The following is a 24,703-nucleotide window of genomic DNA, read 5'->3' as shown; positions in this document are numbered from 1 at the left end:
ACCCGATGACCGCTACCGCGGAGACCCCATGAACGTACTCCTCGATTATCTGCCCGAGTTCCGGGACGGATTCCTCGGAACCCTGGCGATCACCGCGTCCAGCGCCCTGCTCGCGCTGGTACTCGGTGTGCTCATAGCCGGTTTCCGGGTCTCTCCGATTCCGCCGCTGCGCGCCTTCGGGACGGCCTGGGTCACGGTGCTGCGCAACACACCGCTGACGCTGCTCTTCCTCGTCGCCTTCTTCGTCGTACCGCAGGTCCTCTTCCAGGGCGCAAGCCCGTACGTGCTGGCCACCCTGGCGCTCGGCTTCTACACCTCCTCCTTCGTGTGCGAGGCGGTGCGGTCCGGCATCAACACCGTGCCGCTGGGACAGGCGGAGGCCGCACGCAGCCTCGGCATGACGTTCTCCCAGACGCTGGGCCAGATCGTGCTCCCGCAGGCCACGCGCACCGTACTGCCCCCGCTGAGCAGCATCTTCATCGCGCTGACGAAGAACTCCGCGATCGCCGGGGCGTTCGGCTACGGCGAGCTGTTCAACGTCTCCAAGCTGCTCAACGACAAGGGCTACGCGATCGCCTGGATCTTCCTGTGGACCGCGCTCGCCTACCTCATCATCACCTTCGCCCTCAGCGCCCTCTTCCGGCTGCTGGAGCGCCGTATGGGGGTCGCCCGATGAGCGGACGCGAGGGGCGGACCAGCACGACGTGGGTGCCACGCACAGGCGGGGCGGAACAAAGCGAGGTAAGGGCATGAGCGGCGCCAGCGTTCTCTACGACGTACCAGGACCGAAGGCGAAGACACGCAACCGCGTCTACTCCGTCGTCGGCGCGCTCGCGGTGCTGGCGCTGATCGCCTTCGTCGTGATGCGGCTGAACACCCAGGGCCAGCTCGCGCCCGAGGTGTGGAACATCTTCAACAACGCCGGTGTGCGGACCAATATCCGCGACGGTCTGCTGACGACGCTTCAGGTCTTCGCGGTCGCGGCGGTGCTGTCGCTGGTGCTGGGCGTGCTGCTCGCGGTGGCGCGGCTCTCGGACCACAAGCCGGTCCGCTTGCTGGCGACCGGGTTCATCGAGCTCTTCCGCGCCGTTCCGCTGCTGATCACCATCTACGCGCTGTGGGTGATCCTCCTCAGCAACCGGGAGAGCATCGGCCTGACCGGGGACCAGCCGCAGTTCTGGGCACTGGTCATCGGGCTGACGGTCTACAACGGCTCGGTGCAGGCCGAAGTGCTGCGGGCCGGTATCAACTCCGTGCCCACGGGGCAGCGCGAGGCCGCGTACGCACTGGGCATGAGCAAGACGCAGGTCATGACGACGGTGCTGATCCCGCAGGCCGTGCGGGCCATGCTGCCGACGATCATCAGCCAGCTCGTGGTCACCCTGAAGGACACCTCCCTCGGCTACATCATCACCTTCGAGGAACTGCTCTTCACCGCCCGCCAGATGAGCACCAACATCATCGTCAACGGCAACGACACCTATGTGCCGTTCATCATCGTCACCGGCAGCATCTACGTCGCGATGTGCCTGGCGCTGTCCGCCCTCGCCAACTGGATCGAGCGGCGCGGCCGGCGGGCCAAGACGGGCATCGGTGTCGCCGCGGCCGGCGAGCCGGTGGCGGCCACCGACGCGATGGAGGTCTCCGACGCGGTGCCCGACGGGCCGGTCGCCACGAAGGACTGACGGCACCCCGGGCCGCCCCGCGGCCGATAACGATCCGTCCGGAGGCGGTGGCACCCTCGCCACCGCCTCCGTCGCTTGACGCGAGCGGTCGCAGTGGGTTGCATACGCTGTGTGATCACGCACCGGGCTCCAACTGCCAGTTCCCGCATGTCCCGTACGCACCAGCGGCCCCGGGGAGCTGCGCCGTGGACCCGGTGATCGTCGTCGGGGGCGGCCCGGTCGGCCTCTCCCTCTCGCTCGCCCTCGCCCGCCTCGGCGTGCCCATCGTCGTCCTCGACGAGACCACCGGCCAGGAGGAGACCCGGCCCGCCCGCACCGTCGTGCTCCGCCCGGACACCGCCGCCTTCGTCGCCCGGCTCGGCTGTGCCGACACCCTGGAGAGCGCCGGCACCCACTGGACGGCCTGGCGCACGATGCGCCGCCGGCGCCTGCGGGAACGCGTCACCTTCACCCCGCGGACCCCGGACGGCCCCGCCGCCCCCGCCACCGCCTCCCCGGTCCATCTCCCGCAGCACGCGCTCACCCGCGCCCTGCGCGCCGCACTCGCCCACGAGAAGCTCGCCGAGGTCGTCACCGGCAGCCGGCTGGCCGATCTCGAACAGGACGAGCACGGCGTCAGCGCCCACACCCGCGGCCCCAACGGGACGTGGTGGCGCGGGAGTTACCTCATCGGCTGTGACGGCCCCCGGTCCACCGTCCGCAAGCTGCTGGACATCCGCTTCCCGGGCCGTACCGCTGTCGAACGGCATGCGGTGGCCGCACTGCGCTGCGAGCTCCCCTGGCCCGGCGAGGCCCTGCTGCACCGCTCTCCGCCCCGGCAGGGCGGCGGACCGGGCAGCGAGGTCTCCGCCCGACCACTGGCCGGCCATGTCTGGCGGCTGGACTGGCTGCTGCCGCCGGGGCGCGAACTGGTCACACCGGACGCCCTGGTCGCCCGGATCCGCGACTCGCTGGCCGGCTGGACCAGCGAGTCCCCGGCGGGCCCGGCCGACGGGACCGGCGCGGAGGGCGACGGCGCACTCCCCCGGGGACGCGGCCACGGCCGGCTGGTCCCGCCGTACGAACTCCTCGACACGGGTGTGCACACCGTCCACCACCGGCTGGCCCGGGACTGGCGGCAGGGCCGTGCCTTCCTCGCCGGGGACGCCGCACATCTGCTGGGCGCGCTCGGCACCCAGGGGCTGGACGAGGGACTGCGGGACGCCGAGAACCTCGCCTGGAAGCTGGGGCTGGCCTGGCATCACGGCGCGTCCGACGTGCTGCTCGACAGCTACCAGGCCGAGCGCCGGGGCGCGGTCGCGGCCCGGCTGCGCGCGGCGGACCAGGCGCTGCCGCTGCTCCGGGACGGCCGCGCGGTCCGCTGGCGGACCGTCCTTCCGGGCGCCGCGCGCGGCCGCAGCACCCTGCTGACCGACGGCCACCTGGGCCGCGGCCCGCTCGGCGCACCCCCGGTCTATGCCCGCACCCCGCTGGCGCCGCCCGCCGAGCACAGCGGCGGCCTCCTCGTCGAGACACCGCCCGGCGGGCCGGTCGCGGATGTGGCGGTGACCGCGTCGGACGGCTCGGTGGTACGGCTGCGCGACCGGCTCGGGCGCGGACTGCTGGTGGTGCTGGTGGCACCCGGCACCGGCGTCTGGGACCGTCGGCACTGGCAGTCGGCGGGCCTGATGCCCCGGCTGGCCGACGCGGTCGGCGCACTGCCGATGGACGCCGAGATCCTGGTCACCGAGGCCTATCCCGGCGCGGCCGCGCACACCGTGCTGCTCGTGCGGCCGGACGGCCATCTGGTCACCGCGCTGTCCGGTGTCCGCCCGGCCGAGATGTCGGCGTGCGCGAACGCGGTGCGGGGCGGGGCCCACGGGCCGGTGACCGGGTCCGGCCGGGCCCGGCGGTCCGGGGAGGGCGCGGCGTCCGGGGACGGGGAGACCGGGGAGGGAGAGGCCCGGGAGGGAGAGGCCGGCAGGGTCGAGACCGGGGACGGGGAAGCCGGGGACGGGAAGGCTTCCGCGGTTGACCCTCTGGGAAGCTCCATGCTTCACTCCGAGAGTGACTGATCACAGCTCGCGATTCTGGCGGAGGGTCCATCTCGACCTGGTCCGCTATGCGGGCTGCATGTGTCGTCCGTCCTGTTGATCCGCATCTCCCTCCCCGCGCGGCCGCCCGCCTCTGTCCGGCAGCCGCGCCTCTTCGCGATCACTCAGGACGGTTTCCGTGCCCGACGTACATACCCCTGCGCGCCCGCCTGCCACCGGCAGTGACGGCGGGCCCAGCGCCTCCGAACTCCTCGACTTCGCCCGCCGGGCCGCCACCGACCCGGCCCTCGTCGCTTCGCTCCCGCTCGACCCCGAAGGCCGTACCTGGATCCGGCTGGACGGGCCGGGCGGCAGCGAGGCCTGGCTGATCGGCTGGCCGCCCGGCACCGGCACCGGCTGGCACGACCACGGCGGCTCCCGCGGCGCCTTCGCGGCGGCCGCGGGTGAGCTGACGGAACAGTCGCTCGCCGCCGCGCTGCCCACCGAGGGCTGGAAGACCCTGGAACTCGCCGACGACGTGGACCGGGAGCGCCGGCTCAGCGACGGGCGCGGCCGGGCGTTCGGCCCGCACCATGTGCATCAGGTGCTCAACCTCTCCGCGGACACCCATGCGGTGTCGGTGCATGCCTACTACCCGCCGCTGCCGCTGATGCGCCGCTACAGCCGCACCGGGCAGGTACTGCGGCTCGAAGCGGTCGAGCAGCCGGAGGAATGGACATGAGCGCGATCGACGCGCTGCTGGCGCAGGCCCGGCGCGAGCTGGGGCACCGGGTGGATCCCCGGGAGGCCGCCGCCGTCCAGGAGGCGGGCGGGCTGCTGGTGGACATCCGCTATGCGGAGCTGCGGGAGCGCGACGGCAGCATCCCCGGCGCACTGATCGTCGAGCGCAACGAGCTGGAGTGGCGACTCGACCCGACGGGCGAACACCGCGCCCCGGAAGCGACGCACCACGACCTTCCGGTCGTGGTCATCTGCAACGAGGGCTACGCCTCAAGTCTCGCCGCGCTCTCCCTGCGCCAGTTGGGGCTGCACCGGGCAACCGATCTGACCGGCGGATTCCAGGCCTGGCGGGGGGCGGGGTTGGCGGTGGGGGGCTGAGGTTGGGGGGCGGGGTTGGCGGGTGCCGGGGTGGTGTGCGGAGCCTGCTTCGTCGTCCCCCGGCTCGGTCAGTTGCCCTTGCCCTCAGTGCTGCTCTCCGCGGGGCGCGGAGTGATCCGGCCCGCGCCCGCGGTGCTCCTGGCGTACGCCCCGACGCGGGGCCCGGCCACCGGCCCCGCCGTGTGCGCTGACGGCCGCCATGCCGGCCGCCGCCCCTCAGACATCCGGCAGACAGTGCTGCTCCAGAAGATCCGGATCCTCGCCTTCCTCCTCCAACGCCTGTTTGACGACGCGGAGGGCGAGGCCCTCCGCGTAGCCCTTGCGGGCCAGCATTCCGGCCAGGCGGCGAAGGCGCTTTTCGCGGTCCAGGCCTCTGGTGGAGCGCAGTTTGCGCTCCACCAACTCGCGGGCGGTGGACTCCTCCTGCTCGGAGTCGAGGCGGCCGACGGCCACATCGATGAGGGCGGAGTCCACCCCCTTGGTGCGTAGTTCACGGGCCAGGGCACGGCGGGCCAGGCCGCGCCCGTGGTGGCGGGACTCCACCCAGGCGTCGGCGAAGGCCGCGTCGTCGATCAGCCCGACGTCCTCGAAGCGGGACAGCACCTCATCCGCGGCCTCCTCGGGGATGCCCCGTCGGCGCAGGGCGTCCTCGAGCTGCTTGCGCGTACGCGGATTCCCGGTGAGCAGGCGCAGGCAGATGGCCCGCGCCTGCTCCTCGGGCGTACGCGGTGGCCCCGACTCGGCCCTCGACGAGGAGGGACCACCGCTGTCCTCACGGCCATGACGGCCCCTACGGCCGCTACGGGTCTCGGCGTCACCGTCAGCGCTGTGCGTCTCGTCCTCGCTGCCCGGCCATTCCGTTCGCCGCGTCATGGCGGGCTAGCTCTTGGCCGCGGTGGCCTTGGAACCCTTGGCGCCCTTGGCCGCCGGTGCCGGAGTCGCGGCAGCCGGTTCGGCCGCCGCCACCGCGGCGTCCCCGCCGGGCTCCACCGCCGGATCCTGCGGCTTCACACCGATGCCGAGCTTCTCCTTGATCTTCTTTTCGATCTCGTTGGCGAGATCCGGGTTGTCCTTGAGGAAGTTGCGGGCGTTCTCCTTGCCCTGGCCGAGCTGGTCGCCTTCGTAGGTGTACCAAGCGCCGGACTTGCGGATGAAGCCGTGCTCCACCCCCATGTCGATCAGACCGCCCTCGCGGCTGATGCCCTGGCCGTAGAGGATGTCGAACTCGGCCTGCTTGAAGGGCGGGGAGACCTTGTTCTTGACGACCTTGACGCGGGTGCGGTTGCCGACCGCGTCCGTGCCGTCCTTGAGGGTTTCGATGCGGCGGATGTCGAGGCGCACCGAGGCGTAGAACTTCAGCGCACGGCCACCGGTCGTGGTCTCCGGCGAGCCGAACATCACGCCGATCTTCTCGCGGAGCTGGTTGATGAAGATCGCGGTGGTCTTGGACTGGTTGAGCGCGCTGGTGATCTTGCGCAGTGCCTGGCTCATCAGCCGGGCCTGGAGGCCGACGTGGGAGTCGCCCATCTCGCCCTCGATCTCGGCCCGCGGCACCAGGGCGGCGACGGAGTCGATCACGATGAGGTCGAGCGCGCCGGAGCGGACCAGCATGTCCGTGATCTCCAGGGCCTGCTCGCCGTTGTCCGGCTGGGACAGGATCAGGGCGTCGGTGTCCACGCCGAGCTTCTTGGCGTACTCCGGGTCGAGGGCGTGCTCGGCGTCGATGAACGCGACGGAGCCGCCGGCCTTCTGGGCGTTCGCGACGGCGTGCAGGGTCAGGGTCGTCTTACCGGAGGACTCCGGGCCGTAGACCTCGACCACGCGGCCGCGGGGGATGCCGCCGACGCCGAGCGCGACGTCAAGCGCGGTGGATCCGGTGGGGATGACCTCAATGGGTTCGTTCGGCCGCTCCCCCATGCGCATCACGGCGCCCTTGCCGAATTGCCGTTCAATCTGTGCGAGCGCGGCGTCCAGCGCCTTCTCGCGGTCGGTGCCTGCCATGGGTTCCACCCGATTTGCTTGAGTCGATCGCTTCACGTCCATGACGCTAACGCCTGCCACTGACAATGCGCCCGGACCCGGCCCCGGCCTGTGGATAACTCCGCGAAAAGCCCGGGAACAGAGGCCAGATCTCCCATGAGAATGGATGTTCGATTTTGGTGTCAAGCGGCACCACCCCTACGTCTCGGCTCCCTACGCCATCGACGCGGAGCCGCCGTCCTGTGCCGGGGTGACCTTTCCGCAGTGTCGTGCACGCCGTCGTCGCGGTCCCCGCTGCGGCGGGAGGGAAGTCGCAGGTCAGGCATTCGTGTCACATTCTGCCGAGCTGTGCCGTCATGAGTGTGCAAGCATCGAAAACGCCAGAGGAGATCACCATGAGTGCCCGTTTGGACGCCTTCAGCAGCCCGACCGCAGCCAAGGTCTTCCAGCACATCATCGCGGCAGGCAAGGCGCTCGAGGACTCGACGCTGCCGGCCGCGACGCAGGAGCTGGTGAAGCTCCGCGCCAGCCAGATCAACGGGTGCGGTTTCTGCACCGACATGCACAGCAAGGACGCCGCCGCTGCCGGGGAGACCGCGGTGCGTCTCCACCTGGTCGCGGCCTGGCGGGAGGCCACGGTCTTCACCGAGGCCGAACGCGCCGCGCTGGAGCTGACGGAGCAGGGCACCCGCATCGCCGACGCGGCCGGCGGGGTCACGGACGAGGCCTGGGCGAACGCCGCCAAGCACTACGACGAGGAGCAGTTGGCCGCCCTGGTGTGCGCCATCGCCCTCATCAACGCCTTCAACCGGGCGAACGTCATGATCCAGCAGCCCGCCGGCGACTACCAGCCCGGCCAGTTCGGATAACCCGGAGGGCCTGGCCGGACTGCTGGTGCCCCCGCGGCTGCCACAGCGACGCCCCCGGGCACCCCTCACCGGGGCCCGGGGCGCCGCTGTGGTCCGCCCGGCGGTCCGGCTGGTCCAGCGCGAGCCGGCCTGCCCGGCGCAGGTCAGCCGCTGCCCCTGACACACGCTTCGAGGGCACCCGCTCAACGTCCGGCAGCACAGGACAGCCGCCCCGCGCGATGCCCGCCTGCCCCTCCGATGGCGCGCTCCTCCGTCAGCTGACGTCCTGGTCCGCCGCCGGGGTGCCGCCCGCCTTCCGGTCCTCCAGCGGAGCCGGCGGCTGTGTGTCGTGGAGGTTCCGCCGCAGGCGGGCCAGGGCCCTGACACCGCGCCCGCGCCTGCCGTGGACCCGCGGGTCGTCGGTGACCTCGTACCGCTTCACGTACGCGCCGAGGAAGGCCTGCAGTGTCGCCGTCGCCGGGATCGCGATCAGCGCGCCCACCGCGCCCATCAGGGCCGTGCCGGCGACGACCGAGCCGAAGGCGACGGCGGGATGGATATCCACCGTCTTGGCGGTGATCCGAGGCTGCAGGACGTAGTTCTCGAACTGCTGGTAGATCACGACGAAACCGAAGACCCACAGGGCGTACCAGGGGTCGACGGTGAACGCGATCAGGATGGGCAGGGCGCCCGCGAGATAGGTCCCTATGGTCGGGATGAACTGGGAGACCAGGCCCACCCACATGCCCAGTGCCGGGGCGTACGGCACTCCCAGGATCTCCAGCAGCACATAGTGCGCGATGCCGGAGATCAGCGCCATCAGTCCGCGCGAGTAGAGGTATCCGCCGGTCTTGGCGACCGCGATCTCCCAGGCGCGCAGCACCTCCGTCTGACGGTGCGGCGGCAGCACGGAGCACAGCGCGCGGCGCAGCCGGGGGCCGTCGGCGGCGAAGTAGAAGGAGAACAGGGCCACCGTCAGAAGGTTGAACAGACTGCCCAGCACCGTCGCGGAGACGGCCAGCACGTTGTTGGCGCTGTCCGTGACGTACTTCTGCAGCCAGTCGGATTTGAGCAGATTGTTCTGCACCTGGACCCGCGAGAGGTGGGTGTGCAGGGTGTTGTTGATCCAGCTGATCACGGAGTCCAGGTACTGCGGGAACTCCGCGACCATGTTGGCTATCTGGCCGGCGAGCATGGAGCCCAGGAGCGCGAAGAATCCGGCCGCGGCGACGAGGATGCTCAGGAAGACCAGACCGGTGGCCAGCCCGCGGCGCACGCCCCGGGCCGCCATCCAGTCGACGGCCGGTTCGACGGCCAGCGCCAGGAAGAACGCGATCAGCACGTTCAGCAGCAGGCTGATCAGCTGGTGGAATCCCCAGGTAGCGAGCTGGAAGCAGGCCACCAGGGCGAGCGCGAGCACCATGGCGCGCGGCAGCCAGCGCGGCATCCGCGCATCGGGCCGGTCCTCGGGGCGTGGGACGTCGTTGCTGGTGATCTCATCTGACTCGGGCACGGAGCCAAGTGTCGCGTACGGCCATGACACTCCCGGTCCTGGGCCGTGTCCCCGGCGGCGGTGCCCGGCCGCCGGGCCCGCTGGCGCCCAGGTCAGAGCCCTGCGAAGGGCCCCTTTCAGTGTTTGTCGGGCGGCACATCCATGACCGAGCAGACCACCCGCCACACCTCTTTGGCGCTCCACCCCGCGTCCAGCGCCTCGTGAACGGTCCGGCCGCCGAGGCCGGACATCACATGATCGCGCGCGAAGGAGTCGGCATACGCCGCACCGAAGTGATCCGCCATCCGCTGCCAGAAGACCGTCAACCGCATGCCCTCAGTATCCCGCCCTGGGAGGGCAGCAGTCGCGAGCCAGTGCCACCGGGAGAAAACGGCCCTACGGTCAGCCCATGGCCGAAAACGTAAGCTCACCTTCGACTCCTCTGGCGCGTGCCGAGCGATTCGTCTGGCTGACCGCCCGGGTGCTCGAGCAGCGGCTCTTCGAGTACCACTTCCTGGGCGGCGGCGCCGACCCCGTGGAGACCGCGCTCGCCGCTTACCGCAACGACGACGACGGCTTCGGCCACGCCCTGGAGCCCGATCTCCGTGGCCCGGTCAGCCAGCCGCTGCACACCGCGCACGCCCTGAAGGTCCTCGATCTGATCGGGCGGTGCGACGGCCGCCAGGTGGAGCGGATCTGCCGCTATCTGACGAAGATCTCCACCCCGGAGGGCGCGCTGCCCGCGCTGCACCCTTCGCTGCGCGGCTATCCGGCCGCGCCCTGGATCCCGGTGGTCGACGATCCACCGAGCGCGCTGCTGGCCACCGGTCCCGTGGTGGGTGTTCTGCACCGCAACGAGGTGTGGCACGCCTGGCTGTTCCGGGCCACGGACTACTGCTGGGCGGCCGTGGAGTCGATGGAGGAGACCCACCCGTACGAGGTCGAGGCGGCGGTGGCCTTCCTGGACGGCGCCCCGGACCGGCCGCGGGCCGCCGCGGCGGCGCAGCGGCTCGGCCGGCTCGTACGGGACCGTCGTCTGGTGCTGCTGGACCCGGCGGAGTCCGAGGACGTCCCGGTGGCGCCGGGGTACGCCCCCGGGGAGCACCACCTGGCGTACGACTTCGCGCCCGCGCCCGGCTCGCTGGCCCGCGACTGGTTCACCGACGAGGAGATGGAGCGGGCGCTGGACCACCTTGTCGCGCTCCAGGAGGCGGACGGCGGCTGGCCGGTCAACTGGCGGGTGTGGGCCCCCGGGACGGCGCTGGAGAGCCGCCCGATGGTGACGCTCAGGGCGCTGCTGACCCTCCGGGCGTACGGGCGTCCCCTCTAGGTGCCTCCCCCAGCGCTCACCCTCCCAGGGCCCGCACCCCTGCGGTGACCACCACGGCGACGCCGACGACCAGGAGGAACGGCGCCCGCAGGACGAGCGCGACGGCCGCGGCGGCCACCCCCGCGGCCTTGGGGTCGAGCATCAGGTGGCTGCCGTCGCTGAAGGTCTGCTGGGCCGTGAGCGCGGCCAGCAGGGCCACCGGCAGCAGCGCGGCCAGCCGCTTGATGAGCGGGCGCTCCAGCAGGCCGGCGGGCGCCGCCAGGCCGAGGTACTTGACCAGGTAGCAGCCGACGGCGGTGACGGCGATCGCGATCCAGACGCTCATCCCCGGTCCTCCTCGGTGGCGGTGCGGCTCTCGGGGGTTCCGTCCGGGCCCGCGGGCGGCCCGGCGGTGCCGGCCCGCCCGGCGCCCGGCTCCTGCGCCGTACCGGCCTCCTCCGCCCGACCGCGGCGCCCCTGTACGGCGAGGACGGCAGGTGCGGCGAGCGCCGAGACCAGCACCGGTACACCGGTGGGCAGCAGCGGCAGCGTCACCATGACCAGCACCACGGCCAGACCGGCCGCGAACCGTTCCACGGTGTCCTTGAGCATCGGCGCGAGCAGCGCCAGGAAGACCGCGGGGGCGGCCGCGTCCAGCCCCCAGGCGTCGGTGTCGCCGAGCGCCTCGGCGCCCAGGGCACCGGCGAGGGTGGTGAGGTTCCACAGCGTGTAGAGGGTCAGCCCGGTGACGGTGAAGCCCAGCCGGGCGGTGCGCCGGTCGGGCTGGGCCAGGGTGACGGCCGAGGTTTCGTCGATGACCCAGTGGGCGGCGAAGGGTTTGACCGTGGACCGGTACCCGAGGACGGCGGACAGCCGCAGCCCGTAGAAGGCGTTGCGGGCGCCCAGGAAAAACGCGCCGGCCGCGGCGGTGAGCGGGTTGCCACCCGCCGCCAGCGCGCCGACCAGGGCGAACTGCGAGGCGCCGGTGAACACCAGCAGGCTGAGCGCGCAGGTCTGCAGGAGGCTGAGCCCGGCGCCGGCCGACGTCACGCCGAAGGCGAATCCGGAAAGGCCGACGGCGACACCGACGCCGAGCGCGTCCCTGATGACGGCTGCGTCGGATGTCGCGGGCGGTACCGGCGGCGGCGCGGCCCGCTCCGTGGTGCGTATCTCTGTCTGTTCTGCCACGCCCCGGACCTTAGGATCCGGGATCCTCGCACGTCTTGTACGTTCTTGCGCCCGGCGCGCGCACTGCCCGCACCGTGCCCCGCGAGGTCTGTCCCGCTCGTTCTGCCCGGCCCTGGGGGTCTCCCTCTAGGCCGAGCGCTCCCTCCGGTACGCGCCGGGCGGTACGCCGACGATCCGGGTGAAGTGCCGGTTCAGATGCGGCTGGTCGGTGAAGCCGACGGCGACGGCCGTATCGGCGGGTGTGCGGCCCGCTTCCAGAAGGCTGCGGGCGCGGCGCACCCGGGCGTCGGTGAGCCAGGTGTGCGGCGGCATGCCGTACGCGCCCTTGAAGGCGCGCAGCAGCGCGAACGGGCTGGTACCGAGTTCCTGCGCCAGCCTCTCCAGGGAGGGCGGGTCGGCCATCCGCTCCTCCAGGACGGCCCGGGCGCGGGCGGCGGTCCGGGCGCCCGCGGTGCGGGGCGTACACGCCGGGAGCGGGCCGCCGTAGCGGCGCAGCAGCCGGGCGACGGCGAGCCGCAGCAGGCTGTCGGCGGCCAGCGCGTTGCCGGTCTCGGCGGCCCGGTGGATTTCGGTGATCATGCCGCCGAGCTGCGGGTCCTCGGCGACCGTCCGGTCGAATCCCGCGGTGCCGCGCAGTGCCGTGGTCTCCTCGGCGATCTCCGCGACGACCTCGTAGGACGGGTAGAGCGTGGCGTAGGCCCAGCCCTCGGGTGCGCCCGCCCGCGCGGTGTGCGCGACCTCCGGGTTGATCATGATGAGGCCGCCGTGCCCGGCCCGGACGGTGCCCTGCCGGAGCCCGACCTCCTCGATGCCGGAGGTCACCGCGCAGACCACATAGCCGTCGTGCGCGTGGCGGGGGAAGGAGTGCCGGACGTAGCGGGCCCGCAGCAGGTCGAGGCCGGGCAGCCCGTCGTAGCGCCAGTGGCGCGCCCACTCACCGCTCGCCCGCGGCACGGCGGCCGCGCCGGGCCCGCCGTCGGCCGCGCACTCCCCGCTGACCATGACCATGCCGCCATTCTGCGTCCGCCGGGTGGCCGCCGACCTGCATGTCCGAAGCGTGGACGGCCGCGGCAGGCCCGGCCGGCGCGGCGCGCGGGGACCGCGTTGTCAGTGGTCCGGTGCACGATGGGGGACATGGCCCAGGCAGCGCTCGACTCGTTCTCCCCCGCGACCCGCGGTTGGTTCGCCGGGGCGTTCAGCGCGCCCACGGCCGCGCAGGAGGGTGCCTGGCAGGCGATCGGCGCAGGCTCCGATGTCCTCGTGGTGGCGCCGACGGGCTCCGGCAAGACACTCGCCGCCTTCCTCGCGTCGCTGGACGCGCTGGCGAGCGCCCCTCCGCCCGCCGAGCCGAAGAAGCGCTGCCGGGTGCTGTATGTCTCACCGCTGAAGGCGCTGGCCGTCGACGTCGAGCGCAATCTGCGCAGTCCGCTGACGGGCATCCGTCAGGAGTCGGTCCGCCTCGGGCTGCCGGAGCCGGACATCACGGTCGGCATCCGCTCCGGGGACACCCCGCCCGCCGAGCGCCGGTCGATCGCCAACCGCCCGCCGGACATCCTCATCACCACGCCCGAGTCGCTGTTTCTGATGCTGACGTCCTCGGCCCGGGAGGCGCTGGCGGGCGTCGAGACGGTGATCCTGGACGAGGTCCATGCCGTCGCCGGCACGAAGCGCGGGGCGCATCTGGCGCTGTCCCTGGAGCGGCTGGACGAGCTACTGGACCGCCCGGCGCGACGGATCGGGCTGTCGGCGACGGTCCGCCCGGTGGAGGAGGTGGCCCGCTATCTGTCGCCGCGGCGCCGGGTGGAGATCGTCCAGCCGCCGTCCGGCAAGCGCTTCAACCTCTCCGTGGTCGTCCCGGTGGAGGACATGGGCGAGCTGGGCGGCTCGCCCGTCCAGGAGGGCGACACCGGTGAGAAGCCGTCCATCTGGCCGCAGGTGGAGGAGAAGATCGCCGATCTCGTCCAGGCCCATCGCTCCACGATCGTCTTCGCCAACTCCCGCCGTCTGGCGGAGCGGCTGTGCAACCGCCTCAACGAGATCGCCTACGAGCGGTCAACGGGTGAGGCCCTGCCCGAGCACCATTCCCCGGCGGAGCTGATGGCCGAGGCCGGTGCCGCCAAGGGCGCGCCGGCGCTGCTGGCCCGTGCCCACCACGGCTCGGTGTCCAAGGAGCAACGCGCCCAGGTGGAGGAGGACTTGAAGGCGGGCCGGCTGCCCGCCGTCGTCGCCACGTCCAGTCTGGAGCTGGGCATCGACATGGGCGCGGTCGATCTGGTCGTCCAGGTGGAGTCGCCGCCTTCGGTCGCTTCCGGTCTGCAGCGCGTCGGCCGGGCCGGGCATCAGGTCGGCGCGGTCTCGACGGGCATCGTCTTCCCCAAGTACCGCGGCGATCTGGTGCAGGCCGCCGTGGTCACCGAGCGGATGCGCTCCGGCGCCATCGAGGCGCTGCGGGTGCCGGCCAATCCGCTGGACGTCCTCGCCCAGCAGCTCGTCGCCATGGCCGCGATGGACACCTGGGACGTCGAGGAGCTGCTGACCCTGGTCCGGCGGGCCGCCCCGTTCGCCGCCCTCCCGGAGTCGGCGTTCACGGCCGTGCTGGACATGCTCGCCGGCCGCTATCCCTCCGATGCCTTCGCCGAGCTGCGGCCGCGGCTGGTGTGGGACCGCGTCGCGCACACCGTCACGGGCCGCCCCGGGGCCCAGCGGCTGGCCGTCACCTCCGGCGGCACGATCCCCGACCGCGGCCTGTTCGGGGTGTTCCTGGCGGGCGGTGACTCCGGTAAGGGCGGTGGCGGGCGACGGGTGGGCGAGCTCGACGAGGAGATGGTCTACGAGTCCCGCGTCGGCGATGTCTTCACGCTCGGCACGACGTCCTGGCGCATCGAGGACATCACCCGTGACCGCGTGCTGGTCACCCCCGCCCCCGGGGTGCCGGGGCGGCTGCCCTTCTGGAAGGGCGACCAGCTGGGCCGCCCCCTGGAACTGGGCCGCGCGCTCGGCGCGTTCCTCCGCGAGATCGGCTCGCTCGCGCCGGAGGACGCCGGGGCCCGGCTGTCCGCCGCCGGGCTGGACGACTGGGCGGTGTCCAATGTGCTGAGCTATCTCGCCGAGCAGAAGCAGGCCTGCGGCCATGTCCCCGATGACCGCACGATCGTCGTGGAGCGGTTCCGCGACGAGCTCGGCGACTGGCGGGTGGTCATCCACTCCCCGTTCGGTGCGCAGGTCCACGCCCCCTGGGCACTGGCCCTCGGCGCCCGTCTCGCCGAACGCCACGGCATGGACGCCCAGGTGATGCATGCCGACGACGGCATCGTGCTGCGGCTGCCCGACGCCGATCTGATGGGCCTCGATCTGCTCGACGGCGACAGCGGTTTCGACCCGTCCGCCGGCCCGCTCGGCCGCGGCACGGAGTACGACCCCGAGCAGTCCCCCGTGGGGGCCGCCGATGTCTCCTTCGACCAGGGCGAGGTCGACCAGCTCGTCACGGACCAGGTCGGCGGCTCCGCGCTGTTCGCCTCCCGGTTCCGGGAATGTGCCGCCCGCGCCCTCCTGCTGCCGCGGCGCAGCCCCGGCAAGCGCACCCCACTGTGGCAGCAGCGCCAGCGGGCCGCCCAACTCCTCCAGGTGGCGAGCGAGTTCGGCTCCTTCCCGATCGTGCTGGAGGCCGTCCGCGAATGCCTCCAGGACGTCTTCGACGTCCCGGGCCTGACGGAGCTGATGGGGGACATCGAGGCCCGCCGGGTCCGCCTCGTGGAGGTCACCACCCCCGAGCCGTCCCCGTTCGCCCGCTCGCTGCTGTTCGGCTATGTCGCCCAGTTCCTGTACGAGGGCGACTCCCCGCTCGCCGAGCGCCGCGCCGCCGCCCTCTCCCTGGACTCCCGGCTGCTCGCCGAGTTGCTCGGCCAGGCCGAGCTGCGCGAGCTGCTGGACGCCGAGGTGCTGGCCGAGCTGGAGCGCGAGCTGCAGTGGCGGACGGACGACCGGCGCGTCAAGGACGTCGAGGGCGTCGCCGACGTCCTGCGGCTGCTGGGGCCGCTGACCGACGCCGAGCTGGCCGAGCGCGGCGCGGACCCGGCATGGCCCCGGGAGCTGGCCGCCACCCGCCGCGCCCTCTCCGTGCGGATCGCCGGCGCCGACCACTGGGCCGCCGTCGAGGACGCCGGCCGGCTCCGTGACGCGCTGGGCACGGCGCTGCCGGTCGGTGTCCCGGAGTCGTTCACCGAACCGGTCAAGGACCCGCTCGGTGATCTGCTGTCCCGCTACGCCCGCACCCACGGCCCGTTCACCTCCGAGCAGGCCGCCGCCCGCTTCGGCCTCGGGGCAGCCGTCACCGACGGGGCGCTGCAGCGTCTCGCCGCCGCCGGCCGGGTGGTCCAGGGCGAGTTCCATCCGGCGGGCATCGGCCAGGAGTGGTGTGACGCCCAGGTGCTGCGCAGACTGCGCCGCCGCTCCCTCGCCGCGCTGCGCGAGGAGCTGGAACCGGTGCCGCCCGCCGCGCTCGCCGCCTTCCTCCCCCAGTGGCAGCACGTCAGCGCACCCCGCCCGGCACCGGTCGCCGGGATGCCGGCACCACTCGGCGGCGCCTCGCACAGTCTGCGCGGCATCGACGGCCTGGTGCGCGCCATCGAGCAGCTCCAGGGCGCGCCGGTGCCCGCCTCCGCCCTGGAAAAGCTGGTGCTGCCGTCCCGCGTCGGCGGCTACACCCCCGCCCTGCTGGACGAACTCACCGCGACCGGAGAGGTGTTGTGGGCCGGCGCCGGTGCGCTCCCCGGCAAGGACGGCTGGCTCTCCCTCCATCTCGCCGACTCCGCCCCGCTGCTGCTCCCACCGCCGCTCCCGCTGGAGCTGACCGCGCTGCACGAGTCGCTGCTGACCGCCCTCGCCCCCGGATACGGCCTGTTCTTCCGTCAGCTCGCCGACCAGGTCCGCGCCACCACCCACCCGGACGCCACCGATCCGCAATTGGCCGACGCGCTGTGGGACCTGGCCTGGTCGGGCCGGCTGACCAACGACACCCTCGCCCCGCTGCGCGCCCTCCTCGGCTCGGGCCGTACGGCCGGCTCGACCGCCCACCGCGCCCGCCGCGCCGTCCCACGGGGCCGGTACGGCTCCCTTACCGCAGCCGCGGGCCGCGGCGCACGGCCCACCGCCTCCCGCTCCGGTCCGCCGACAGTGGGTGGCCGCTGGTCGCTCCTGCCCACCACCGAGCCGGACCCCACCCACCGCGCCCATGCCCTGGCCCGTGCCCTCCTGGACCGGCACGGCATCGTCACCCGTGGCGCGGTCGCCGCCGAGGGGGTCGAGGGCGGGTTCTCGGCCGCATACCGGGTGCTGGCCGCCTTCGAAGAGTCCGGTCAGGCGCGTCGCGGCTATGTGGTGGAGGGGCTGGGCGCCGCCCAGTTCGCGATGGACGGCGCGGTGGACCGGCTGCGTGCGGTCAGTACCCAGCGGGAGCGCACCGCCGATGAGGCACTGCCGGACGGCGGCCCGGCGCAGGCCCGGCGCGGCGGCCCGCAGCGCGCCGTCGTCCTGGCCGCCGCCGACCCCGCCAACGCCTACGGCGCCGCCCTGCCCTGGCCCGAGCCGCCCGAGGGCTCGACCCACAAACCCGGCCGCAAGGCGGGCTCCCTGGTCGTCCTCGTCGACGGCGAGCTGACGCTCTACATGGAGCGCGGCGGCAAGACCCTGCTCATGTGGCCGCTCGGCCATGAACCGGACCGGGCCGCCACGGACCCCCGCCTCCAGCTCGCCGTCGAGGCACTCACGGATGCCGCCCGCGCCGGCGCCCTGGGCACCATCACCACCGAACGCATCAACGGCACCGCGGCCCTCACCTCCCCCTTCGCCACCACCCTGGAGTCCGCCGGCTTCCACCCGACCCCCCGGGGGCTGCGCCTGCGCGGGTGACCGCAACGGCGCCCCGCCCAGCCCCGGCACACCGGCCGAAGGCCCCGGCTCCCGGCTCCCGGCTCCCGGCTCCCGGCTCCCGGCTCCCGGCTCCCGGCTCCCGGCTCCCGGCTCCCGGCTCCCGGCTCCCGGCTCCCGGCATGATGGTGGCATGCCCGAAGGTGACACCGTCTGGCGCCTGGCCCGGCGACTCCACGATGCGCTGACCAGTGGTCCGCTGACCCGCTGCGACCTGCGCGTCCCCCGGCTGGCGACGGTGGATCTCACCGGCCGCCGGGTGCTGGACGTCCTCCCCCGCGGCAAACACCTCCTCACTCACTTCGAGGGCGGCCTCACCCTCCACTTCCATCTGCGGATGGACGGCGCATGGAAGATCTACGCCCCGGCCGAGCGCTGGCGCGGCGGCCCCGCCCACCAGATCAGGGCCGTCCTTGGCACCGCGGACCACACCGCGGTCGGCTACCGCCTCCCCGTGCTCGACCTCCTGCGCACCGCCGACGAGTCCCGGGTCGTCGGCCATCTGGGACCCGATCTCCTCGGCCCGGACTGGGACCCCGCCGAAGCCCTGCGCCGACTGCTCGCCACCCCGGAGCGCCCCCTCGGCGAGGCCCTTCTCGACCAGCGCAATCTCGCCGGAATCGGCAATGTCTACAAATCCGAGCTGTGCTTCCTGCTGGGCGCCTCGCCCTGGCTCCCCCTGGGAGCGCTGCCCCAGCCAGATCGCGTGCCCACGCTCGCCAAGAAGCTCCTCGAGGCCAACAAGCGACGCCCCGCCCGTATCACCACGCCCAGCGCCCGCCCCGATCGACGGCTGTGGGTCTACGGCCGGGCCGGCCGCCCCTGCCTGCGCTGCGGCACCGGGGTCCGCACCGCCGACCAGGACCCCACCGCCGAGGAACGCGTCACCTACTGGTGCCCCACCTGCCAGCCGGACCCACCGGACAGCCGCCCCGCCGGCTGACCCGAAGCACCTCCCGCACACCAATTGACGCACCGTCAGATCTCTCCCTACCCTCGCACCATGCCTCTCCCGGCGTACGACCTCACGGGCCGCACCGCGCTCGTCACCGGCGCGGCGAGCGGTATCGGCCGCGCCACCGCCACCCTCCTCGCCGCGGCCGGAGCCACCGTCCACTGCGCCGATCTCGACGAACGGGGCGCGCAGGCGACCGCAGCGGCCATCACCGCGGCAGCGGGAGCCGCACACGCCCATCAGCTCGATGTCACCCGGCGCGACCAGGTCGCCGCCGCCGTCGACGCCGCCCGCAGCGCCACCGGCCGTCTCGACGTGATGGCGAACATCGCCGGCATCATGCACTCCGCCCCCGTCCTGGAGACCGAGGACGCGGATCTGGACCGGGTCTGGAACACCAACTTCAAAGGCGTGCTGTACGGCTGCCAGGAGGCCGCCCGCGCCATGATCGCCACCGCCACCCGGGGCTCTCTCGTGAACATGGCCTCCGGCGCGATCGACACCGGCGCCCCCGGCCTGCTCTCCTACGGCGCCGCCAAGGCCGCCGTCGTGCAGCTCACCAAGACCCTGGCCACCGAGGTCGGCCGGCACGGCATCCGCGTCAACGCCGTCGCCCCGGGCTGGATCCGTACCGCGATGACCGACCGCCACACCGCGGAGGCACAGCAGCAGGCGGAGGGACCGATGATCCGGATGTCGCCGCTGGGGCGGGTGGGGGAGCCGGCGGACGTCGCCCACACCGTGCTGCACCTGGCGTCGGACGCCTCGTCCTTCATGACCGGCCAGGTCCTCCGCCCGAACGGTGGCGTCGCCATGCCCTGGTGAGCGCCCCCCGGCCGGCCCGGACCCGCAGGGCCGCCCGTTCCATGACGCGATGACCCATACCGTCGCTCCGCCTCGCCCGCGGAACGCAGTGCACCGGCAGCAGACTGAGCCCCCAGCCGCCCAGCATCACGGCCCCTTCGACCACCCCCGCCGACTGCGGCCACACCACCAGCCGGACCGCGGCCCACCACCACAGCCCCCCGACGACGGCCCCGGATATCCAGCGGCCCGGCACGGTGCGCGGACGCCGTCCGGCCGGTCCGCGGGCCGCGAAGTCACGCCACCCCATGGCTGCCTCCTCCGGCCGACGCTAGACGGGTCCCGCCGCCCGGCGGGAGGGCGCACCGGGGCATTTCCGGCGCGCAGCCGGCCCCGCAAGCCCCGGACCGGGCCTCGACGCCGCCGGCCCCGGCAGGCACACCCTTGAGCCCGGAGCCCTCACCGCACCGCGCCGTCCGTCACTGGGCCTCGGCCTGGAACATCCAGTGATGCTTCTCCAGGTCGGCGGTCAGCCCGATGAGGATGTCCTGGCTGACCGGGTCCGGGTCCGCGGTGGCGGTGATCCGCTCGCGCATCCGGCCGATGACCGCGCCCAGCGCGTCCACCATCGCCCGCACCACATCCCCGTCCTTGATCCAGCCGTCCTTGACCTCGCCGATGCCGCTGGTCTTGGCGACGGTGACCGCCCGCCCGTCAGGGGACACCCCGATCGCCGCCGCCCGCTCGGCCACCGTGTCGGCGTGCTGCCGTCCGCTGGTGACCACCTCGTCGAGCTGGAGATGGACGGAGCGGAAGCGCGGACCGATGACGTTCCAGTGCACCTGCTTCGCGACGAGGGAGAGATCCACCAGGTCGACGAGCGCTCCCTGCAGGGCGTTCCCGACGATGCCGCGGTCCTCGTCGGACAGTGTGCTCTTGACGACAGACATCCAGATACTCCTGTTCGGGCGATTTATCCGATTTAGTCATCGTACAAATGAATCGCCCGTTCCGAGCTGCCCGGACGGTCCGGCCGAGCGCCCGCCGAGGCCCGGTCCGCCGCGCACACCCGCCCCCGTACGGGCAGCACAAAGCCCCGGCAGGCTGCTGCCCGCCGGGGCTTCGATGCGTACGAACAGGGGTGTCAGGCCGCGACGACATCCACGACGTCTGCCGGGGACTTGATGGTCACGCGGTCCTCCGGCACACCGGCCAGGGACGTGACGGACACCGAATTGAGCTTCGGCCGCACCGGTGCGGGCACCGGGTCGCTCGCGGCCGCGGACGCTGCCAGCTCGGCGAGTGCCAGCTCGTCGCTGACCTCCCGCATGAGCTCGGACATGCGCACATCCAGCGCGTCACAGATCGACGAGAGCAGTTCGGAGGAGGCCTCCTTCTGCCCCCTCTCGACCTCGGACAAATAGCCGAGCGATACCCGGGCGGAGGAAGAGACCTCGCGCAGGGTTCGGCCCTGGCGCTGACGCTGTCGGCGCAGCACGTCACCCAGCAGGCGACGAAGCAGAATCATCGCTGGCTCCCTCCTCGGACCTCGGATCCGGATCCTTCTCGCCCCACCGTACCGCCTCGGGCGGTACCAGTGCCGGGCGCAAGTACGTGTTCACTCAGGGCTGCAAACATCCATTCCCCCCGTGTTGTTCCGTATCCTGTGCCCGCGTATTTTCTGTCAGTTCGCTCAACAACAGTGCGAGCACGGCGCGAATGGTGTCCTGGCGGATCCGGTCACGATCCCCCGCCAGCGACAGCCGGCGCACCGCTCCGGCACCGCCCGGTCCCTGGACCGCCACGAAAACGGTGCCCACCGGATGCCCGTCCTGAGGATCGGGGCCGGCCACCCCTGTGGTGGCAAGGCCCCAGTCGGCGCCCAGCACCCGCCGGACACCGCCCGCCATCTGCCGGGCGACCTCGCCGTCCACGGCACCGCGCGCGGCCAGCAGGGCGCCGTCCACGCCCAGCACCTCCCGCTTGACCTCGGTCGCATACGCCGTGACCGAGCCCCGGACCACCCTTGAGGCCCCCGGAACCGCGGTCAGCGCGCCCGCCACCAGTCCACCGGTCAGCGATTCGGCCACGGCCAGGCTCTGGCCCCGCCCGGCGAGCATCTCCAGCACCCCGGCGGCGGCAGAACCCGGCCCGCTCACCGGGCCGCGTCCCGCTCGGCGCGCACGGCCCGCTCCCGGGCCAGCCCGGCCCGGCGCAGCACCACGGCCTGCCGGACGTAGTCGAGTCCGGTGACGACGGTCAGCACCACGGCCACCGCCATCACCCACCAGCGGAAGGTGGCCAGCGGGCCGGTCAGCACCAGGACGTACATACCGACGGCGGTGCCCTGCGCCAATGTCTTGATTTTGCCGCCACGACTGGCCGGAATGACCCCGTGCTTGATCACCCAGAACCGCATCAGCGTGATGCCGAGCTCCCGGAAGAGGATCACTCCGGTCACCCACCAGGGCAGATCACCCAGCACCGACAGACAGATCAGCGCGGCCCCCATGATCGCCTTGTCCGCGATCGGGTCGGCGATCTTGCCGAAGTCGGTGACCAGGTTGTAGGCGCGCGCCAGATGCCCGTCGAAAATGTCGGTGATCATGGCGACGGCGAACGCGGCCCAGGCAAAGACGCGCCAGACCGGATCCGTTCCGTCGTCGTGCATCAGCAGCAGCACGAAGGCCGGGACCAGCACCAGCCGCAGCATCGTCAGGACGTTGGCGATGTTCCACAGCCCGGCCTGCCGGACGACCGGCGCCGTGCGCGGGCCACCAGCTGCGGATGCCGGGACTCCGGTCATCTGCCCGCCTCCTCGGTACACCCCGTGCCCTCCAGCGACAGCACCTCCGCGACGAGGTCCACCCCCTCGCTCGCCACCACCTTTGCTTCGACCATACGACCGGGCGCCAGTTCCTGGTCGGTCGACAGCAGGGTGACGCCGTCGGTCTCCGGCGCCTGGTGCGCGGCCCGCCCGACGACACCGTCCTCGTCGTCGGTCCGGTCGACCAGCACCCGCACCGTCTCGCCGATCCGCTCCTCGGCGCGCTGCGCGGTCAGCTCCTCGGCCAGCCGCGACACCCGCGCCAGCCGCTCGGCGACCACGTCCGGGTCGACCTTGTCCCCGTACGAGGCGGCCTCGGTGCCGTCCTCGTCGGAGTAGCCGAAGACGCCGATGGCATCGAGCCGGGCCTCGGTGATGAACCGCTCCAGCTCCGCCAGGTCGCTCTCGCTCTCGCCGGGGAAGCCGACGATGAAGTTGGAGCGGGCACCGGCCTGCGGCGCCTTGGTGCGGATCGTCTCCAGCAGTTCCAGGAAGCTCTCGGTGCCGCCGAAGCGGCGCATGGAGCGCAGCACACCGGGCGCCGAGTGCTGGAAGGACAGATCGAAGTAGGGCGCCACCTTGTCGGTACCGGTCAGCACCTCGATCAGGCCGGGCCGCATCTCCGCGGGCTGCAGATAACTGACCCGGATCCGCTCGATGCCGTCGACGGCGGCCAGCTCCGGCAGCAGCGTCTCCAGCAGCCGGATGTCGCCGAGGTCCTTGCCGTAGGAGGTGTTGTTCTCGGAGACCAGCATGATCTCCTTGACCCCCTCCCCGGCCAGCCAGCGCGTCTCCCCGAGCACATCGGAGGGCCGGCGGGAGATGAAGGAGCCGCGGAAGGACGGGATGGCGCAGAACGAGCAGCGCCGGTCGCAGCCGGAGGCCAGCTTCACCGAGGCCACCGGGCTGCTGCCGAGACGGCGGCGCAGCGGCGCCCGCGGCCCGGAGGCCGGTGCGAGGCCCTCCGGCAGATCCTCGGGCGGAGTGTCCTGGGCGTGGCCGGGCAGCGCGACCTCGGCGGCGTCCTGGCGCTCGGCCGGGCTGATCGGCAGCAGCTTGCGGCGGTCGCGCGGGGTGTGCGAGGCGTGGATGCCGCCGCTCAGGATGGTCTGCAGGCGGCCGGAGATGTCGCTGTAGTCATCGAAGCCGAGCACACCGTCCGCCTCGGGCAGCGCCTCGGCGAGCTCCTTGCCGTAGCGCTCGGCCATACAGCCGACGGCCACCACGGCCTGGGTTCTGCCCTGATCCTTCAGATCGTTGGCTTCCAGCAGGGCATCGACGGAGTCCTTCTTGGCGGCCTCGACGAAACCACAGGTGTTGACGACGGCGACATCGGCTTCGGCGGCTTCCTCGACGAGCTCCCAGCCGTCCGCTGCCAGGCGGCCTGCGAGCTCCTCCGAGTCCACCTCGTTACGGGCGCAGCCAAGAGTGACAAGGGCGACGGTACGGCGTTCGGGCATAGGCCTCAGCCTACTTTGTCCCGGCCACCCCCTTGGCGCGCAGGTCTCCACCGCCGGCCCCGGACCCCCGGGCCGGGCGGCGGACGCCCCCTGAGAAGGGCACTCAGCCCGCCTGGGGATCCCCAGGCGTGTAGCTGAGCCGCTCGACGGTGCCCTTCTCGCCGACCCGCTTGACCTCCTTGCCGTTGACGTACAGCTGCACGGCTCCGGCGTTACCGAGGACCAGGTCGATCCGCTTCTTGTCGGTGATGGTCTTGGACTCGCCCCGCTTGAGCAGACCGTCCTCCAGGAGCTTGCCGTTGGCGTCCTTGGCGGAGATCCAGCTCTGGCCGTCGCGGGCGGTCACCTTGATCGTGACCTTGTCCTTCGGCAGCCCGGCAACGGCGCTGTCGGAGGGCTCGGGGTCGGGCTTGATGGGCGGCTTGATCGTGGACGGATGGCGGGTGGGCGCCGGCGCCGGCTTCGCATGGGCGTCGCCGGCCGCGATCGGGCCGCCACCGCTCTTGTCGCCGCCCGTGAAGAGCGTGAAGCCCGCGAAGCCGACCACGGCGACGATCGCCGCGACCATCGCCGCGGTCCAATTGGGGCGGCGCGGCTCGGAGCGGATCCGTTCGGCCTCGAAGAGCGGCGCGGCGGGGGTCGGCGCGGGCCGGCCGCCGTGCTCGGCGTCGAACTGGTCGATCAGAGGTCGGGGGTCGAGGGATACGGCGCGGGCGAGCGCCCGGATGTGCCCCCGGGCGTAGACGTCGCCGCCACAGCGGGAGAAGTCGTCCTGCTCGATCGCGTGCACGAGGGGAATGCGCACCCGTGTCGTCGTACTGACCTCTTCGACGGTCAGTCCCGCTCCGATACGGGCCTTCTGGAGGGCAGCACCGACGGAAGGCCGGTCTGCTTCGGGGGAGTTGCCGATGGACACGGAGGCGCCTTTCGAGCGTGTAGCCACCTGCTGGAAGCTCAGTCTAGGGGTGGAGCGAAAGGGTCGGGCAAGCGGGAGAGCAGACTTTGTACGCCATCGGAACGCCGTCGGCGGTGCCCTGGGGCTCGATGGTGAAGCATCGTTCCCTCATCTCCCTCAACTTGACGTATCAGCAGGAGAAAC

24 protein-coding genes are annotated in these 24,703 nt (G+C 72.6%); 11 read left to right on the top strand and 13 right to left on the bottom strand.

The genetic code is table 11. The features are described 5' to 3' along the window. Positions 1-28: 28 nt before the first annotated feature. The 6 genes from AB0C46_RS18545 (at position 29) to AB0C46_RS18520 (ending at position 4,816) form a co-directional block, all read left to right on the top strand. A complete protein-coding gene (locus AB0C46_RS18545; protein ID WP_362828862.1) occupies positions 29-676 on the top strand; it encodes an amino acid ABC transporter permease in 648 nt (215 codons plus the stop codon). 73 nt (positions 677-749) lie between these two features. Next, positions 750-1,685: an amino acid ABC transporter permease gene (locus AB0C46_RS18540; RefSeq protein ID WP_362828860.1), complete on the top strand. Its 936-nt coding sequence runs from the start codon at positions 750-752 to the stop codon at positions 1,683-1,685. Positions 1,686-1,870: 185 nt separating this feature from the next. Then, entirely contained in the window at positions 1,871-3,739 is a 1,869-nt protein-coding gene (locus AB0C46_RS18535) for an FAD-dependent monooxygenase (RefSeq protein WP_362828859.1), read from the top strand. After that, positions 3,732-3,818, top strand: a complete 87-nt coding sequence (locus tag AB0C46_RS18530) for a putative leader peptide (RefSeq protein WP_311044721.1) — start codon at positions 3,732-3,734, stop codon at positions 3,816-3,818. The genes AB0C46_RS18535 and AB0C46_RS18530 overlap by 8 nt, the downstream gene beginning before the upstream one ends. Before the next feature lie 78 nt (positions 3,819-3,896). After that, the gene (locus tag AB0C46_RS18525) at positions 3,897-4,439 is read left to right on the top strand and encodes a cysteine dioxygenase (protein ID WP_362828858.1); all 543 of its coding nucleotides are present in this window, start codon (positions 3,897-3,899) and stop codon (positions 4,437-4,439) included. Beyond that, positions 4,436-4,816 (top strand): rhodanese-like domain-containing protein, encoded by a 381-nt coding sequence (locus tag AB0C46_RS18520; protein WP_362828857.1) that lies wholly within the window; start codon positions 4,436-4,438, stop codon positions 4,814-4,816. The genes AB0C46_RS18525 and AB0C46_RS18520 overlap by 4 nt, the downstream gene beginning before the upstream one ends. Before the next feature lie 216 nt (positions 4,817-5,032). Here AB0C46_RS18520 and recX read toward each other — a convergent pair whose 3' ends face one another. Together recX and recA are read right to left on the bottom strand one after the other, a co-directional pair. Beyond that, on the bottom strand, positions 5,033-5,689 hold the full coding sequence (gene recX, locus AB0C46_RS18515; protein ID WP_362828856.1) for a recombination regulator RecX: 657 nt from the start codon (positions 5,687-5,689) through the stop codon (positions 5,033-5,035). Positions 5,690-5,695: 6 nt separating this feature from the next. Continuing rightward, the gene (recA, locus tag AB0C46_RS18510) at positions 5,696-6,817 is read right to left on the bottom strand and encodes a recombinase RecA (protein ID WP_362828855.1); all 1,122 of its coding nucleotides are present in this window, start codon (positions 6,815-6,817) and stop codon (positions 5,696-5,698) included. A 374-nt stretch (positions 6,818-7,191) separates the two neighbouring features. Here recA and AB0C46_RS18505 point away from each other — a divergent pair, with 374 nt between their 5' ends. Beyond that, positions 7,192-7,665: a carboxymuconolactone decarboxylase family protein gene (locus AB0C46_RS18505; protein WP_362828854.1), complete on the top strand. Its 474-nt coding sequence runs from the start codon at positions 7,192-7,194 to the stop codon at positions 7,663-7,665. Between the two features lie 253 nt (positions 7,666-7,918). Here the strand turns inward: AB0C46_RS18505 and AB0C46_RS18500 are convergent, their stop codons facing one another. Together AB0C46_RS18500 and AB0C46_RS18495 are read right to left on the bottom strand one after the other, a co-directional pair. Beyond that, positions 7,919-9,091, bottom strand: coding sequence for an AI-2E family transporter (locus tag AB0C46_RS18500; protein ID WP_362828981.1), 1,173 nt, complete (start codon positions 9,089-9,091; stop codon positions 7,919-7,921). A 182-nt stretch (positions 9,092-9,273) separates the two neighbouring features. Beyond that, on the bottom strand, positions 9,274-9,468 hold the full coding sequence (locus AB0C46_RS18495) for a DUF3046 domain-containing protein (RefSeq protein ID WP_362828853.1): 195 nt from the start codon (positions 9,466-9,468) through the stop codon (positions 9,274-9,276). Between the two features lie 77 nt (positions 9,469-9,545). Here AB0C46_RS18495 and AB0C46_RS18490 point away from each other — a divergent pair, with 77 nt between their 5' ends. Beyond that, positions 9,546-10,466: a hypothetical protein gene (locus AB0C46_RS18490; RefSeq protein ID WP_362828852.1), complete on the top strand. Its 921-nt coding sequence runs from the start codon at positions 9,546-9,548 to the stop codon at positions 10,464-10,466. 16 nt (positions 10,467-10,482) lie between these two features. Here the strand turns inward: AB0C46_RS18490 and AB0C46_RS18485 are convergent, their stop codons facing one another. The 3 genes from AB0C46_RS18485 to AB0C46_RS18475 form a co-directional block, all read right to left on the bottom strand. Beyond that, the gene (locus AB0C46_RS18485) at positions 10,483-10,791 is read right to left on the bottom strand and encodes an AzlD domain-containing protein (protein ID WP_362828851.1); all 309 of its coding nucleotides are present in this window, start codon (positions 10,789-10,791) and stop codon (positions 10,483-10,485) included. Then, a complete protein-coding gene (locus AB0C46_RS18480) occupies positions 10,788-11,615 on the bottom strand; it encodes an AzlC family ABC transporter permease (protein ID WP_362828979.1) in 828 nt (275 codons plus the stop codon). The genes AB0C46_RS18485 and AB0C46_RS18480 overlap by 4 nt, the downstream gene beginning before the upstream one ends. A gap of 144 nt (positions 11,616-11,759) precedes the next feature. After that, a complete protein-coding gene (locus tag AB0C46_RS18475) occupies positions 11,760-12,641 on the bottom strand; it encodes an AraC family transcriptional regulator (protein ID WP_362828850.1) in 882 nt (293 codons plus the stop codon). Positions 12,642-12,767: 126 nt separating this feature from the next. Here AB0C46_RS18475 and AB0C46_RS18470 point away from each other — a divergent pair, with 126 nt between their 5' ends. From AB0C46_RS18470 to AB0C46_RS18460, 3 genes are all read left to right on the top strand, one after another. Further along, the gene (locus AB0C46_RS18470) at positions 12,768-17,540 is read left to right on the top strand and encodes a DEAD/DEAH box helicase (RefSeq protein ID WP_362828849.1); all 4,773 of its coding nucleotides are present in this window, start codon (positions 12,768-12,770) and stop codon (positions 17,538-17,540) included. Positions 17,541-17,691: 151 nt separating this feature from the next. Next, positions 17,692-18,501 (top strand): DNA-formamidopyrimidine glycosylase family protein, encoded by an 810-nt coding sequence (locus AB0C46_RS18465; RefSeq protein WP_362828848.1) that lies wholly within the window; start codon positions 17,692-17,694, stop codon positions 18,499-18,501. Positions 18,502-18,561: 60 nt separating this feature from the next. Continuing rightward, complete coding sequence (locus AB0C46_RS18460) at positions 18,562-19,338, top strand: SDR family NAD(P)-dependent oxidoreductase (protein ID WP_362828847.1); 777 nt, start codon at positions 18,562-18,564, stop codon at positions 19,336-19,338. 458 nt (positions 19,339-19,796) lie between these two features. Here the strand turns inward: AB0C46_RS18460 and AB0C46_RS18455 are convergent, their stop codons facing one another. From AB0C46_RS18455 to AB0C46_RS18430, 6 genes are all read right to left on the bottom strand, one after another. Continuing rightward, a complete protein-coding gene (locus AB0C46_RS18455; RefSeq protein WP_362828846.1) occupies positions 19,797-20,267 on the bottom strand; it encodes a DNA starvation/stationary phase protection protein in 471 nt (156 codons plus the stop codon). Positions 20,268-20,461: 194 nt separating this feature from the next. Next, positions 20,462-20,845, bottom strand: coding sequence for a helix-turn-helix transcriptional regulator (locus AB0C46_RS18450; RefSeq protein WP_018092941.1), 384 nt, complete (start codon positions 20,843-20,845; stop codon positions 20,462-20,464). A gap of 94 nt (positions 20,846-20,939) precedes the next feature. Beyond that, positions 20,940-21,476, bottom strand: coding sequence for a nicotinamide-nucleotide amidohydrolase family protein (locus AB0C46_RS18445; protein ID WP_362828845.1), 537 nt, complete (start codon positions 21,474-21,476; stop codon positions 20,940-20,942). Continuing rightward, positions 21,473-22,123 (bottom strand): CDP-diacylglycerol--glycerol-3-phosphate 3-phosphatidyltransferase, encoded by a 651-nt coding sequence (gene pgsA, locus AB0C46_RS18440; protein WP_362828844.1) that lies wholly within the window; start codon positions 22,121-22,123, stop codon positions 21,473-21,475. The genes AB0C46_RS18445 and pgsA overlap by 4 nt, the downstream gene beginning before the upstream one ends. Further along, positions 22,120-23,604 (bottom strand): 30S ribosomal protein S12 methylthiotransferase RimO, encoded by a 1,485-nt coding sequence (rimO, locus tag AB0C46_RS18435; protein ID WP_362828843.1) that lies wholly within the window; start codon positions 23,602-23,604, stop codon positions 22,120-22,122. The genes pgsA and rimO overlap by 4 nt, the downstream gene beginning before the upstream one ends. 103 nt (positions 23,605-23,707) lie before the next feature. After that, positions 23,708-24,520, bottom strand: a complete 813-nt coding sequence (locus AB0C46_RS18430) for a helix-turn-helix domain-containing protein (protein ID WP_362828842.1) — start codon at positions 24,518-24,520, stop codon at positions 23,708-23,710. Between the last annotated feature and the right edge of the window lie 183 nt (positions 24,521-24,703).

The sequence above is a fragment of the Streptomyces sp. NPDC048637 genome (assembly GCF_040650675.1).
Classification (GTDB): domain Bacteria; phylum Actinomycetota; class Actinomycetes; order Streptomycetales; family Streptomycetaceae; genus Streptomyces.
Note: the sequence above shows the minus strand (reverse complement) of the source record. Positions and strands in the feature narration are given on the sequence as shown.